General features: G+C 35.7%; 11 protein-coding genes. 5 read left to right on the plus strand and 6 right to left on the minus strand.

The genetic code is table 11. The features are described 5' to 3' along the window. The first annotated feature begins 55 nt into the window (after positions 1 to 55). Positions 56 to 2,560 (plus strand): GGDEF domain-containing protein, encoded by a 2,505-nt coding sequence (locus ACERII_RS12645; RefSeq protein WP_373642724.1) that lies wholly within the window; start codon positions 56 to 58, stop codon positions 2,558 to 2,560. A gap of 103 nt (positions 2,561 to 2,663) precedes the next feature. Here the strand turns inward: ACERII_RS12645 and ACERII_RS12650 are convergent, their stop codons facing one another. Next, positions 2,664 to 3,419: an AAA family ATPase gene (locus tag ACERII_RS12650; protein ID WP_373642725.1), complete on the minus strand. Its 756-nt coding sequence runs from the start codon at positions 3,417 to 3,419 to the stop codon at positions 2,664 to 2,666. 506 nt (positions 3,420 to 3,925) lie between these two features. On the opposite strand from ACERII_RS12650, the gene ACERII_RS12655 reads away from it, so the two are divergent. Together ACERII_RS12655 and ACERII_RS12660 are read left to right on the plus strand one after the other, a co-directional pair. After that, a complete protein-coding gene (locus ACERII_RS12655) occupies positions 3,926 to 5,479 on the plus strand; it encodes a histidine kinase N-terminal 7TM domain-containing diguanylate cyclase (RefSeq protein ID WP_373642726.1) in 1,554 nt (517 codons plus the stop codon). Positions 5,480 to 6,334: 855 nt separating this feature from the next. After that, positions 6,335 to 7,441: a hypothetical protein gene (locus ACERII_RS12660; RefSeq protein ID WP_373642727.1), complete on the plus strand. Its 1,107-nt coding sequence runs from the start codon at positions 6,335 to 6,337 to the stop codon at positions 7,439 to 7,441. Positions 7,442 to 8,084: 643 nt separating this feature from the next. Here ACERII_RS12660 and ACERII_RS12665 read toward each other — a convergent pair. The 5 genes from ACERII_RS12665 to ACERII_RS12685 form a co-directional block, all read right to left on the minus strand. Next, on the minus strand, positions 8,085 to 8,891 hold the full coding sequence (locus tag ACERII_RS12665; protein WP_373642728.1) for a hypothetical protein: 807 nt from the start codon (positions 8,889 to 8,891) through the stop codon (positions 8,085 to 8,087). A gap of 439 nt (positions 8,892 to 9,330) precedes the next feature. Then, positions 9,331 to 9,612, minus strand: a complete 282-nt coding sequence (locus ACERII_RS12670; protein WP_373642729.1) for a helix-turn-helix domain-containing protein — start codon at positions 9,610 to 9,612, stop codon at positions 9,331 to 9,333. Positions 9,613 to 9,939: 327 nt separating this feature from the next. Continuing rightward, the gene (locus ACERII_RS12675) at positions 9,940 to 10,263 is read right to left on the minus strand and encodes a competence protein ComK (protein ID WP_373642730.1); all 324 of its coding nucleotides are present in this window, start codon (positions 10,261 to 10,263) and stop codon (positions 9,940 to 9,942) included. A 259-nt stretch (positions 10,264 to 10,522) separates the two neighbouring features. Next, positions 10,523 to 10,789 (minus strand): helix-turn-helix domain-containing protein, encoded by a 267-nt coding sequence (locus ACERII_RS12680; RefSeq protein ID WP_373642731.1) that lies wholly within the window; start codon positions 10,787 to 10,789, stop codon positions 10,523 to 10,525. A 374-nt stretch (positions 10,790 to 11,163) separates the two neighbouring features. Then, positions 11,164 to 11,334, minus strand: a complete 171-nt coding sequence (locus ACERII_RS12685) for an RNA polymerase sigma factor (RefSeq protein WP_373642732.1) — start codon at positions 11,332 to 11,334, stop codon at positions 11,164 to 11,166. Between the two features lie 544 nt (positions 11,335 to 11,878). On the opposite strand from ACERII_RS12685, the gene ACERII_RS12690 reads away from it, so the two are divergent. Continuing rightward, on the plus strand, positions 11,879 to 12,844 hold the full coding sequence (locus ACERII_RS12690) for a glycoside hydrolase family 16 protein (RefSeq protein WP_373642733.1): 966 nt from the start codon (positions 11,879 to 11,881) through the stop codon (positions 12,842 to 12,844). Beyond that, complete coding sequence (locus ACERII_RS12695; RefSeq protein ID WP_373642734.1) at positions 12,844 to 14,217, plus strand: glycosyltransferase family 2 protein; 1,374 nt, start codon at positions 12,844 to 12,846, stop codon at positions 14,215 to 14,217. Before ACERII_RS12690 ends, ACERII_RS12695 begins: the two co-directional genes overlap by 1 nt.

Here is a 14,217-nt window from a genome sequence, read left to right on the forward strand (position 1 = left end):
TCTTTTTACTTGTTGAATGAATTCATGAATCCAAGGCTTTGAAGGAGATTTTTTCATGAAGATGATAAATATCACTAACTATGATAAGATTTCAGTTCAATATGAAGAAGCGGGCCAGGGAAGGAATGCGTTAGCCTTCCGTCTATTAGAAGCGAATCGATGTTATCAAGAAGGCTTATTTTTTGATGCAAAAAAAAGCCTGGAAAAGATGTTCACACTTTATAAACAGTATGTGGATAGAGAGCCACCGCTGAGTGTGAAGCTCTTATTTGGTAATGTTTTAGAAAAGAACGGAGATCTTAAACAAGCGTTAGACTTTTTTCATGAGCAATTTATAAAGCATGACTCTTTTAAAGCAATGATTAGGATGGGATATGTAAGTATCACCATTCGTGATATGTCACTCATCAAACAATATGAGAAAGATTTCTTAGAACGATGCGATTCTCCCACCACATCTATGAATAAGAAACTACATCTTCTGATTATTTTAGGATATTTTTATACCTATACAGGCCGAGATACATCTATTGTGCAGGAAATGATTCACTATCACAAAGAGAATAGTATGATGATCAGAGAAAAGCTGAAGGGAGTCGAATATGTAAGATGGTTATACAATTTGCATATTCTTCAGTTTTTAAATAATCGCCCTTGGAATGAAAGAGCGCAGTTCATCTATGAAGCAGAAGGATTGGCAGAGCAATACGGGGAAACTGCGATGTTAATGAATATTTATAATTTAATGGGGATTGGATTAATAGAAGAGAATGTCATCAAAGCAAAGGATTACATGATTAAATCTAAGAATTTGGCAATAGCTTTAGGGAATAAACAGCATGAGATGAACGCAAATACAAACCTCATTATGTTCTATCTGTATTTAGGAGATACAAGCTATTCCATTGAGCTGGGAGAAAAAGCAAAAGCAATTGCAAATGCATTCAAATTGAACTTTAATGAAATCACTTTAGTGAAGCTATATTATTTGATTGAGGATTATTCAACAGCGTTGAAGCTTATCAACGAAGAAAAGTCTAAGTTGAGAAAGAATAAGTTAAACCTTTATCGTGTAGATGCCTTGATTTTCCAATATAAAATTATTCTAAGGCAAAACAATGTGAAAAAAGCGAAGAGGCTATGGCCATTTATTGAAAAAATAGGTAGAAAATATAAAGGGAAAATGGATCTATTGTTACTACAATCCCAGTATTGTGCCGTACTCAAGCAATATGAAAAAACGATTTCTATCGCTACTACATGTCTAAAAGAGGAGAATATAGGAGAAGAAAATAGGCTTGAATTTTCCATCATTCTATTAGAGTCATTCCTCCGAACAGACCAAGATGAAGCCTTCACAAAATATGTGCAATCCTTTGAAGAGGTTGTATTTAACAAGGGTTATTTTGGATATCTAGGCTATGTCTATTTCTATAAGGGTTTATTTTATGTGAAAAATAAGTCGTATATTCAAGCAAGGGTATTTTTCATTCGGGCGAAAAGTTATTTTACAAAAGTAAATAATGTTCTAAAACAAAAGGAAATAGGTTGTAATATTGAAAAGATTGACAATCAATCTTTAAAGATGACAGCAAATAAGCAGCTAGAAATGATGAATTTGCTAACTAATAATGAAATTATGTTTAATAGTATTCGGTTAGTTCATTCCGCGCAACACCTTGAAGCTGTTTGTAAAAATATAACGAAGGTACTTCACGAAAATATGCTATTTGATTCTGTTTATTTCCATTTTAGAATTGATAGAAGTAGAAATAAGACGTTGCACGTGAATGATAAGCTGCAAAGTGAAGAGATAATGAATGATAACGTAGATGCGGTCTTGAAAAAAGTAGTTGAAGAAAAGAGTGTGAGTCAGTGTGGAAGTGGCAACTCGCATTATCATGGATTTCCTATTCTGTCCAGTGAAAATGAGGTTATCTCCGTTGTACTAATGGAGAATCAACATGTTCTAAGTGGTGAAAGTATCTATTATCTAGATCAATTTTTGCAGTTTATCTCCCCTAAAATTCTAAACGTAATTTACAATGAGTTAGTACATGTGGATGGTTTAACAAAGCTATTTAACCGAAACTATTTTATTACAAGGTTAAATGAAGAGTTTCAAAAAACGCTCGATTTTCAAGCAAATCTCTCATTTTTCATGATTGATATTGATAATTTTAGATACGTAAATAATCAGTTTGGTCATACGGAAGGGGATCGCATTTTAGAGGAAGTGGCCGCGACCATTCAGCAATCTGTACGTAGTAGCGACATTGTTGGGCGGTATGGTGGAGAAGAATTAATTGTTATCCTGCCAAATACTAATTCAGAGATTGCCAAGGGAGTAGCCCACCACATCCTAAGTGAAATACGGAAAATACATGTCAATGAATCGTACCATATAACAGCAAGTATAGGAGTATCCAGTGTGGACAAAGACAACCCAGCGACTATGCAGGAGTTAATAGACAAAGCCGACTTTGCCGAAAGATATGCAAAGGAGCACGGAAAGAATCGGGTGTGTTGTTTTTGGGAGGTTGTTTCGGGTGGTGCCTAGTTACCACCCTCCGAAATTTGCTGAAACAGTGGGGACGGTTCTTACTGCTTCTATTTAGAATAATTATAAATAGAAGCAACGAGAACCGTCCCCACTGCTCCCCCTATTGAAAAAGATGATGTAGTAATCTTTCTTTATCGGTAAAGAACTGCTTCATAATAGAGTAATGGTTGGTTTCTTCCAGTTTTACCTCATGCATTCCTTCTTCGGTGAGTTCGAGTATTTTTGCATGAGGGTAGGCCATCAGAATGGGAGAATGGGTAGAGATAATAAACTGAGATCCTTCAAGTACAAGTTCGTTGATTCTTGCTAACATCGATAATTGCCGTAACGGTGATAAAGCAGCTTCAGGCTCATCTAAAATGTATAAGCCATTTCCTCTAAAACGTTCATTGAACGCCGCAAAAAACGATTCTCCATGAGATTGTTTGTGAAGTGATTTTCCGCCAAAGGAGTCAATAATCCTCCCGCCACCACCTGGTTCACTGTCCAAGTTCTCTATATTAGTCGCAACATTATAAAAGGTTTCTGATCGAAAGAAGAAACTATCTTTTGCTCTATTTACCCCTTTAGCTATTCTAAGATACTGTTCTAAGTTTGAATGGGAATCAAAGCTAGAAAAATTAAAGTTAATCGTACCACCTTCAGGATTAAATCCTAATGCAATAGCAATACCCTCGAGCAATGTAGACTTCCCCATGCCATTCTCCCCAATAATATATGTTACATTTGGATGCAATGTTATCTCCCTGAACTTTCGAATAACAGGAAGTGAAAGAGGGAAAGCATCATAGGACATAATTTGCTCTCTTTTTAGGTCGATTTTTCTTATGTATTGACTCGACTGATTTAATATCATTTTCTTCCCTCCGAGTTTTCATTTTATGTGAATGATGAACAAAGTAATATGTCTAGTTTCCATACTCGAGAAATGTTTAACTGCACTAAAGGATTTATAGTATAGAAAAACTAAGGTTTTCGCCATATAGAAATGGCGATATGTCACGTTTTTCAATTGGTTTTAATTTGACTTGCATGTGCCTTGTCCTTCTGTTAAAAATTCTGAAAAGTACCCGGCTGTTAACTCTCTACGTTCTCACTATTAATCTACTACAACCATACTGTGTTTTCAATGAGATGGTGCCCGGTCACACCTGAATTATATAAACTTTGTTTATGAAATATCACTGGTGTTATGGTTTGGTTGCCTGTCATCACCTAGGTTTTGTCGAAAGGAAGCACCGAGAACCGTCCCCACTGCTTCCCCAATACTTCCCACTCAAAAATGAACACATTTCCTCTATTTGTGCTATATTAAGATTAAAAAGTTAAAAAATCAAAAAATTTAAAAAGAGGTAACGAACATTGGATTCAGAATTGTTAGCTTATATCACGCTCATTAGTACTTCTTGTGTACTAAATTTGTATTTGTGCTCCTATGTATATTTGAAACGCCATCAATACTCGAACATTGCAACTATTTTTGTTTGTTACACATTCTCTGTTGCAATTTACTGTTTTGCATCAGCTGTCTACTTTTTGTCTACGACAATCGAGGAAATGAAACTCTGGACTACAATCATGTATATTGGTATGCCATTCTCTTCTCCTTTAGGTTTATTGTTCATTATAGAGTACTTAGGTGTAAAGATTAAAAGGCTGACGTTTTTTAGCCTTCTCGTGATTCCTTTCATTAGTTTGGTTTTGGTTGCAACCAACGATCTTCACCAGCTTTTTTACCAAGTGTATGAAATTGATCCTCTCTTAGGAGCTCCATTCGTACATCTGGAGATTGGATTGTGGTATGTTGTCCATGGAATCTTCACCTTTGGATGTATGTTTGTGGCATTTTTATTAGTCCTATCTAGATGGCGAGAAACAGCGAAAGAATATCGACCGCAATTAATTGCCTTAATGTTCGGGCAATTCCTCCCGATTGTCACAGCTTTCGTTTATTTGATCGGGCTTACACCACAGGGAATTGATCCAGTTCCAATGATTTTATGGATATCCTCTCTACTATATGTATGGTCTATTAGTTCATCACGTCTTTTTAGGCTAATGCCAATTGCTAAGGATATGATATTTCATAGCATCAATGATGGTGTTATTGTACTTGATGATTCCCACCGTTTAATTGAGTTCAATCATGCCAGTAAACGCATGTTTCCGTTGTTAACAAAGTCCATGTATGGAGTTAACTTTGTTACGATTTGGTTCGAACTAACAGGAGAGATATTTCCATCTGAAAAAAAAAGCGCTAAGTTTTCCAACGAAATAGAAGTTATAATAAAAGGTTCGAAACGAACATACCAAATTAGAAGGTCTATACTGGGACATACACAAAATAGGAAGGGTCATTTACTTATTTTTACAGATATTACGGAAATTAAATTACTTCAGGTCAAACTAGAGTATCAAGCCTATTATGATGAATTAACAAAAATCAATAACCGTAGAGCCTTTTTTGAAAAAAGTGAGTTGCTCCTTGCAGAAGCGAAGAAGGAAAGGACCCCATTCACGGTCATTTTAATAGATATTGATTATTTTAAACAGGTAAATGACACGTATGGACATCATGTTGGGGATGATGTGCTTAAGCATGTTGTTAAGGTTTTACAGACTCAATTAAAGGAAGATGACTTATTTGCAAGGTATGGCGGTGAAGAATTTGTTGTTGCTCTGAAAAAAGATGCTGTCACAGAGGGGCAGGATTTTGCAAATCAACTAAGAAAAAGCATTGAGTCAGAGCCACTTCAATCAGATGAAGGATTCATTTCCATTAGCATTAGTAGCGGCATTGCAGAAGCTACATACGAAATGGAGGAAACCCTCTACCAATTATTGAACAAAGCAGATAAAGCACTATACTCTGCAAAGAACGCAGGACGAAATCAAGTAAGTATGTGGGAAGGTTAGGAAGCAGTGCGGACGGTTCTCGCTGCTTCCTTCGTTTTGCGAAACGAAGGGTTGAGTTTGCCACTGCCTGATGATTACTATGTGCCGTGTACCTTTTCAGAATTCGCCTACGTTATGGTATGTCGTCTCTTTTTTTGTGAGATTTAACCAGTTAATCTCGGTAAACTTGATCACATTTAACGGTTAGCTTCTTCCACTTTCTGTAACTCACTTGATTTTTTGCATCAATTACATCCGAATCACAATATTTATCATTTACCTGGAAAGTCCACCATCGAGATTAGTATAAAAACAACTTATGAACGGTCCAAATCACAAGAAATAACCATATAATTGGAAAATACTTTACCGAGAATACCACCAAACTTGTTCAGAACTTCCTCAAAGATACAAAACCCTTTAAAATATTTAGTCAATTTCTTTATTGGAATTATCCTACATCCTCAAGGCAGGCAAATGTCCACCGTACCGTGTGGATAATTCTGTTAAAATTAGAGTGCACATTTTCAACGAATGGCATTATAATAAAACGGTGATGTTGAGCACAGTGGATACATCCAAGATGGCATATAGCTTACTTACTTTTTACAAGAAAGGGGGCAAAATTCATCCTAAAACATACTTAGATCGCGTATTTTTATACTACTAGACATTTGGTCCAATCTGAACGACCACGCAAAATCTATTTTTCACCCTAAATTATTCACCCACACATCCACCACTTACTTTCCATTACATTTACATTCGTACAAACGACACGTAATTTAATTGATCATAAAAACTAAGCATTGTGAACCAAATATCATTCTATGTTTTTCTAAGAGCGGTGATTCAAAACATCAGGAGGCTAGATAAATGACTAGAAAGATAAGCGCAATATTTGTAAGTTTACTATTCTTCATTTTTGTGGCATGTGAGAATAACAATTCAGATGATAGTATAATAGATATGGAGAATGAACAGAGGGAAGAGGGGAACGAAGTAAATAAGGAAGAAGAGAGTTCGCCTAACAACGACCAAACAGACGAAGTAGAAGAGAACGATACAAGTGCTGAGATAGAACAAGAGGGAGAAATATTAGAGGAAGAAAAAATAATTGAGGAAGTCTATAAAAATTTGGAAGCTGCGCAACAGGCTGATCTTGATGGATACATGGCAACGCTCCATACTGATTCCCCGTACTATGAATCTACTCGTATAAGCATGGAGGAAATCTTCTCCATATATGAATTGGATTATGTTATCGAAGAAATAGAGGTTATGGAAATTTCAGAACAGGTAGCAAAAGTTTGGCTCATACAGACCACAACGAAAATCTCAGGTCCAGATTTCAATGATAATCAAATAGAGATCGTCAACATAATGAGAAAGCAAGGCGATGAATGGAAAATTTACGAAACGGAAGTATGGGATGTTATTTATTTAGGGGATATAAATACTGATACTTCTGGTGAATGGTTTTCTAATGAGTTTGTTGATTTCGAGCCAGCAGATATTTACTCTTTACTTGTACCAATGATTGATGAAATTAACGGCAACTATCCAGGGGATTCCCTTTCACTTGATACGTATGAATTCATGTTAGAGCATCCTGATTTATTTCCAGCCTCTACAGGGGAATCCATCGAGAAGGCTGCACAGTTAATAAATATTGATATCGAATATCGTCATTTAACAAAAAGTCTTAATCGATATACATCTACCATGTATTGGGATACAGCCATTGTTATCGATATCTTTGAAGAATATCTTCCTGAAATAGATGACTTTATTACCTATCTCTATGTTGATAGCGGTACTGGTGAAGGATACGAGTTGCTTTATATAGGAACATTAGACATTTTTGCAAATGACCATATAGAATTTATGGGTGTACCAACTATTTATTCGGGTTTTCCTAATGTTTCAGGAGGGTATACGAATGTGATTGTGATTGCTGCTAGTCATATTGAGAAGAGGTAAAAAGTACAGCTTTCAGGCACTGCTAAAGTACACTTTACTTTATCAGTGCCTTTGTAACTTGTAAAAAAAGGAGCATTTTTTCATGAAGAATTTTCACTGTTGTGCAACTTGTATACATTATGAAACGAAAAAAGAGCAAGGAAGAAGAATATATAAATGTAGTAGGTTGGGATTCGACACAAAGCCAACGTATCAATTTACTTGTTGGAAACCAACAGAGACTGTAAAAACATTAATTACTAAGTGTTCAAAATAGTATTTTATTTTTAAAGAAGGAAGAGTACCAAGTTCTTGCCGTTATAAGTGTGAAAGTTCATGCGCTATAAAATCCCATAATAAATATAGTGAAAAATGAAAAAGCAGCTAACACTGAAAGCACAGTAGTGTTTAGCTGCTTTTTTATCAGGTTTTGACTTCGAAAATTGTCTAGCTCTAGGTGCTATCACCTCGTGTCACATATCCTGACTGATTAAATGCAAAAAGCGCTTTTTTTCTAGCTCCATCCGCTATCTACTGTGAAAAATGTTCTTCCTGTTGAAAAATGTAAAAAGTACTTTTTCAATTGACAGAAACATTTTTCTTCGCAGATGGCAAGCGGATTACGATTTTCTTATAAGTAATTGTGACCGTAAAAATAGAATGATTAATGAAACACAAATTTTTTGGTTTCTTCTTGGTTTCTAATCGTAGGCGATGGGGCACGGAACAATGGAATTGGAGCTTTCTTACTGAAATTTTTTATATCACTCTGGAAATTCTCTTTACTTCGTTTCACGTATTCAATGGCATGACGAACAATGAGGAATCGAATGTCTTGATAGGGAAGCTTCATAAGCTCGGATTGATTTTCGAGAAGCATCGTTCTTGCAAGTTCCCATGAATGAACTGTTAAGCAATAAATATGTTCAGAAGGATACGTTACAAACTCGTACATGATGTTTTTCAATCTTGGGTTTAGCTCAGAGCGACTAATGGAGTTAGCGAGTCTCCCCATATCACATTCAGCAGCCTTCGCTCTGATTTTTATGGGGATTCCTTCGTCCAGCATGAAGTTATCTACCTTTCGGAGAGGAATACCTAGTTTGTATGATAACGTGTTTTTGCTTTGCTTATAGGTAGTGTGTAGTATTTTTATTTGTTGTATTTTGGTGACCCAAGCTGATCGTTGATATGATAATAATTCCCTCACAGCTGCATATCTTGCCTCTAATTCAGAAGGATAATCCCCAATGACAAACGTTACCAGCATATCTGGTTTCTGTTTTATCATTGAAAAATATAAATCGTATCCCTCAATGAGTAAAAAATCGTTATGTTTCGTTTTAAAAACAGTGAGTTCTTTCCTAATTGAATTCTCAAACTTTCTCTCTTTTTCTACAGACAAGTTAAGCCAGTACATAAGTGAAATACTATTCAACGGTAGGGTTATGCTTTTTTTTCTATCTTTCATAGTACCCCCTTAAATAATTGTCCTTTTGCAATATATTATGAAACACTCAGTTTGTCCTATTCGAATTTTTAGTGGTTCCTAGTCTCTACCCTGAACATACGTGTTATCTAGTGGAGTTAAACTATCAGGTATTAACAACTTTGTTGGTTTGTATTCGATTCGCTCCAGCCTGCTCGCTTTCCTAGGGGAGTTGCCGAGCCACCCACCTTCACGACTCCGTCGCTACGGTGTCTCGCCCCTAATCTACTTCCCACTGGAGTCTCGCTGGTTTACTCTCATTCCATAGAAAGTTAATTGTACTAATATGCTTCATAACGTATTTTCACCCACCATGGTGAAAACTTCACTTACATGGGTGTCTACCCGGAATATTACGAATTTTGTCGATTAGGAAGCACGAGAACCGTCCCCGTGCTTCCGAAATAAAAGAAGGAAGGGATCATTGTCCTTCCTCGTTTCGTTCCTTCATAATCTCGTAAACTTGAGTTTGCGATTCTTTTACGATTTGGGAAATACTACTAATATCTAGTGCATAACAAATTTTTAACAGCGTTGTGACAGATGGATCCTTCTTTCCTCGTTCAAGATCACTCAAATAGGTATTAGACAATTCAGCTTTCTCTGCTAATTGTTCGATCGTTAATCCTTTTAGTAACCGCAATGCACGAATATGTTTACCATTTTTCTCCCTTACTATCTCTGATAGCTCCTCGTCAATCAATGGATAATCTCCTTTTTTACCTATTATCAGACGAGGAATTTCGGTTCACCATAATCGATAGTTGATAAAAAGGGCAAAATTGGTAAATGCTAAGAGCGTTTTCACTTCCACATTTGAAGGCTTTCTAGACATGGCTATGGTCGTAGATATGTTGATTCCTAAAAAAGGTATGCGACTCCTTGAACTCCTACCGTGCGTGGATTTTCTTTCGGGGAAGCTTAATCGATGTCCTAGAGGAGGAGTAAGCAACCAAGAGTAAAAATCAACATGAATCTAAACGTTTTAACATAGCCATACACAAATATTTAGTAGATCAGAATTCATGACTTAAATTTGCTCAGGAAAGAGCCAACAACATAGTATATTTGTTGCTGATAGGGTAGGGAAAGCTAAGAGTAAGTTTGATATAGGATATATCGGAATTAGCATCTTTCTATTCCTTCTTCTTCGTTGTGCAACTGCTGATGGACGGCTAACTATAGACGGTGCATCCTCCTCGCAAGATGGTAACATCAAATCAATTGTCGTTTTTTTCTCAAAGTATGTGTTATCACGCTCATAGACTACATTGTAATAAGCAGCATTTGTCACAGGAACCAACGCCAAAGTAAATGGGTAAATATAATAATTTGATATAATGTTCTTTCTCATTATTGGGTTTTCTCTCCCATTCAAATAGTAGTAAAAATAGTTTCTGAGAATTAGTTGGATGCATGCTTCCTGTATTGCCATTACTAATAATAAAATTGTTACTTACATTTGACATAGACAATGTGAGCGTTAAAATGACCAAACACAATCAAATGATTCACCTCTGCTTTGTATTGATGAGGATACTAAATAAAAATAGAAAAATAAATGCAATAAAAATTTCATCAACAGCGCAGCTAACCAAAACAAGATGTGCGGATTATTTCTCTTGAACTGTTATAAGAAAAATATCGCCTATTTCTTGTTCTACTTCTTTACTAATGGATGAAGGAATCGTACCAAGTGCAATCGCTATGCTGTATAGCTTGTCGTAAGATGGATTAACTAATCCTCTTTCAACTTTACTTAAATAGCCAATTGTAATGCCAGCATCTGTGGCAAGTCTATCCTGTCCAATTCCTTTTAAAGTCCTCCTACTCTTAATCACTTTTCCTAAAGTAAAATTTAAAAACCCTTTCCTCTTCATTAGCTCCCTCCTTTATGTAAATATTATAAAATTTAACAAATATAAAATAAAAACCCTATAATGTGGTTTATGGAGAAAAATGTAAAAAATTGTGTCGAATTGGTGAAACTTTTGTCGGGTTGAAAGCAAGAAAAAGGTTTCATATGCTACTTTTGGTAAGGTAAAGTAAAGTTCTCTTTAATCAAGACCTCGGTGCAATAGTTAGAGTTGTTTCCATGTTTCAGTTGGTTTTCTCATGTAGCTCACATCACAAAACGGGTGATCTAGCCTAACATGGTTCCAGTTATCTCTGCGTAATAAAACCTATGTCCTGCGCTCTATCCACTTGGCTGTATTTTTTCTAGTTTATCTCTCCCTATTGGCAGCTATTGTTCTTAAATAAATTCATCAGGCTTTTGTTGATAGATTTTCCTAAGCTTTTGTGTAGCACGGTGTTTCCATGCTTTCACTGTATTTACCCTATATCCATATAAATCAGCAATGTCCTGTGGTTTATGACCTTGTATTAAGCCTTCTCGAGCCCAAAGTTTTTCCTGGGGACTCAATCCAGCTTTCTCAATCCTATGGAAGCGCGCATCCGCTATTCCGCGGTAAGGAGACTGTAAATCCGACGAGAAAAAATTCGAATGAGGAAAATGTCCGTTTCACTAGCTGAAACGGACATTTTCACTATGTGTAACTGCCCGCTCCATAAAAGCTAACGAGCAGGTACTGTGCAATTTGGAAGGGAGTTCCGGGTATTTTTCCCCACTTCCTTTTTCCTATATAAGAAGGAAGCTAGAGAACATACTACAGGGTTCCGTTATTCTCTATAAAGAATAAATGAGTGAAACGTAAGGGATTCTCACTAAAACTCTATAAAGAACACAAAAACATAAAAAAGTAAGATATCAGGAGTAAATAGGACATATTACTCACTTTTGTTCTATATAAAGAATATAACGGGTGAATATGCTGTTTTTACATTTGGGACTTTTCTATTAGTATATATAATATATTCTTTTTAACGAACGGTTCTGAGTGATGTTTTCACAGCATAAAATTCACTAAATAGAACTTCCCAAACAACTAAAATTAGGTGTGAGGAAAATGAGAAGAAGAAAACAGTTAAAACCAAAAAGAAGAAAACAGTTAAAGCTACATTCAGTTTGTCTTTCTGTAATTATTCCACTTTCAGTTTTGATCTTGCTAATTAGTGAGGGTTATTTTGAAAAAGACTACGTTGACAAGCTTTGGTTTTCAAAGCAATCGCTCAGTGAAAGTCTTCATGAAGCTAATTATCATTTAGGTGTTGGAAAAAGAGAGAGGGAAAAGAAAGAGTTTTCCGAGGATTCAAATGGAGAAGATAAAACAGATTATTTTCATGAAGCGAAAAAAGAAGGCTGGAATTTAATTTGGCAAGATGAGTTCGAACGTAATGAACTTGATGAAAACAAATGGAATACAGAGTATTGGGCTGCAGAGAAAAACAACGAGTTACAGTTTTATACACCAAATAATGTACGTGTTTCGGAAGGAAACTTACACCTTGTTAGTAGGAGAGAAGATTATAAAGGACGTCATTACACATCAGGGGCCATTCATACGAAGGATAAGTTCAGCTTTCGATATGGTAAGGCAGAAATGAAGGCAAAGTTACCAAGTGGTCAAGGGATATTTCCAGCTTTTTGGATGATGCCGAATATTGATCAAACTTGGTTACCCGAAATAGATATTATGGAGATGCTTGGTCACAAACCAGATGAAATTTGGATGGTATTACATTGGTTAGATGAAAAGAATAAGCTTACTTCTGTATCAACGATGCATAAAGGAGTAGATTATTCTCAAAATTTCCATACGTACAGCGTGGAATGGTCACCTACAGAAGTTGTTTGGTACATAGATGACATAGAGCGATTTCGAACGAGTGCTTTTGTACCGAATGTGGACATGTATCTATATGTAAATACTGCTATAGGAGGAGATTGGCCAGGAAGACCGGATAACACTACCATTTTTCCACAACTATTTGAGGTAGAGTACGTAAGAGTTTATGAAAGAGGGGATAATTGATGTTTTTAAAGATAACGTTAATCTTGTTTTTAATTTATATATTCTTTCAGCTTCTCTATATCTTTGTCCCACTTTTTTCTATCAAAGACAAGAAGAAACGGGAAGAAGTAGAGAAAGAGAAAGGAATATCTATTCTTGTTCCAGCATACAACGAGGAGAAGGTGATCCTAAACTGCCTACAAGGTATCGTAAACATTAATTATAAAAACTATGAAGCTATCTTTATTAATGATGGTTCTTCTGATGAGACTTTGGATCTATTAAAACATCATCTGCAACTAGAGCCAACGTTTCGTAAACTAGCTGCAGTGAAAATTCCTCATGAAGCTATCATTGATATTTATGAATCTAAATTATTCCCTAAAATATTTGTAATTGATAAGAAAAATGGCGGAAAAGCGGATGCACTAAATGCAGGAATAGAATATGCCCGAAAAGAGCTTGTTATTACATTGGATGCAGATAGCATTTTAGAACCACATTCGTTACAAGTTATGAATACGGAGTTTGAAGATAAACAAGTTCTTGCTGCTGGAGGAATGGTGCAAATTGGACAAGGGTTTAAAGGTAACTTCTTATTACCGGAACCGACATTCATCACATCAGGAATTATTCGATTTCAAATTGTTCAATATTTGACAGCTTTCTATTTGCATAAGTTTACACAAATGAAGGCTAAATCAATTACGGTTATCGCAGGCGCATTTGGAGCATTTCGAAAAGACATTTTATTCGAAATAGATGGTTTTAGGAAAACGGTTGGAGAAGATATGGATATAACGTTAAGAATACAGCGTTTAATAAAAATGAAATATAGAGATTGCAAACTAATTTTTGTACCAGAAGCGATATGTTATACGGAATGCCCCGCCACTTACAGAGACTTGTTTAATCAACGGATTAGATGGCAAAAGGCGTTTATGGATTGTGTTGTCACCTATAAGTCATCATTTTTTACAAAACTAGGATTTAGACTTTCTATCTTTTTTCTCATAGAAGCATTTTTACTAGGAACGTTATGTGCATTTCCAATAGTATTCATACCTATAATGCTCTTAATGAATAGTGATCATTATATGATAGTTCTAGGATTTTTAACAGCAACCTTTGTGTTGGGAATCTATCAAAGCTATACAACCATGATAGTCAGTAATAGGTTAGGGTTGAACTATAATAAGCCTGATTATCTGAAAATTGCGATATTTATACCTATTGAAGTCTTAACCTATCGTTTACTAGGACTTGCATTTGTCATATCAGGAACAACCATGTACTTCATAAACAAAGACAAATGGAATGTTGCAACTAGGGTGGGTACTAATAACCAGACATACAATGAAGGTACTTTCGTTTTAACTGAAAAAGCAGGTTAA

This window comes from Evansella sp. AB-rgal1, assembly GCF_041820985.1.
Lineage (GTDB): Bacteria > Bacillota > Bacilli > Bacillales > Salisediminibacteriaceae > Evansella.

Excerpts from the sequence above, each read along its gene's own strand:
- ACERII_RS12645 (WP_373642724.1), top strand. The coding sequence starts at position 56 with ATGAAGATGATAAATATCACTAACTATGATAAGATTTCAGTTCAATAT.
- ACERII_RS12650 (WP_373642725.1), bottom strand. The coding sequence starts at position 3,419 with ATGATATTAAATCAGTCGAGTCAATACATAAGAAAAATCGACCTAAAA.
- ACERII_RS12660 (WP_373642727.1), top strand. The coding sequence starts at position 6,335 with ATGACTAGAAAGATAAGCGCAATATTTGTAAGTTTACTATTCTTCATT.
- ACERII_RS12665 (WP_373642728.1), bottom strand. The coding sequence starts at position 8,891 with ATGAAAGATAGAAAAAAAAGCATAACCCTACCGTTGAATAGTATTTCA.
- ACERII_RS12675 (WP_373642730.1), bottom strand. The coding sequence starts at position 10,263 with ATGAGAAAGAACATTATATCAAATTATTATATTTACCCATTTACTTTG.
- ACERII_RS12680 (WP_373642731.1), bottom strand. The coding sequence starts at position 10,789 with ATGAAGAGGAAAGGGTTTTTAAATTTTACTTTAGGAAAAGTGATTAAG.
- ACERII_RS12690 (WP_373642733.1), top strand. The coding sequence starts at position 11,879 with ATGAGAAGAAGAAAACAGTTAAAACCAAAAAGAAGAAAACAGTTAAAG.
- ACERII_RS12695 (WP_373642734.1), top strand. The coding sequence starts at position 12,844 with ATGTTTTTAAAGATAACGTTAATCTTGTTTTTAATTTATATATTCTTT.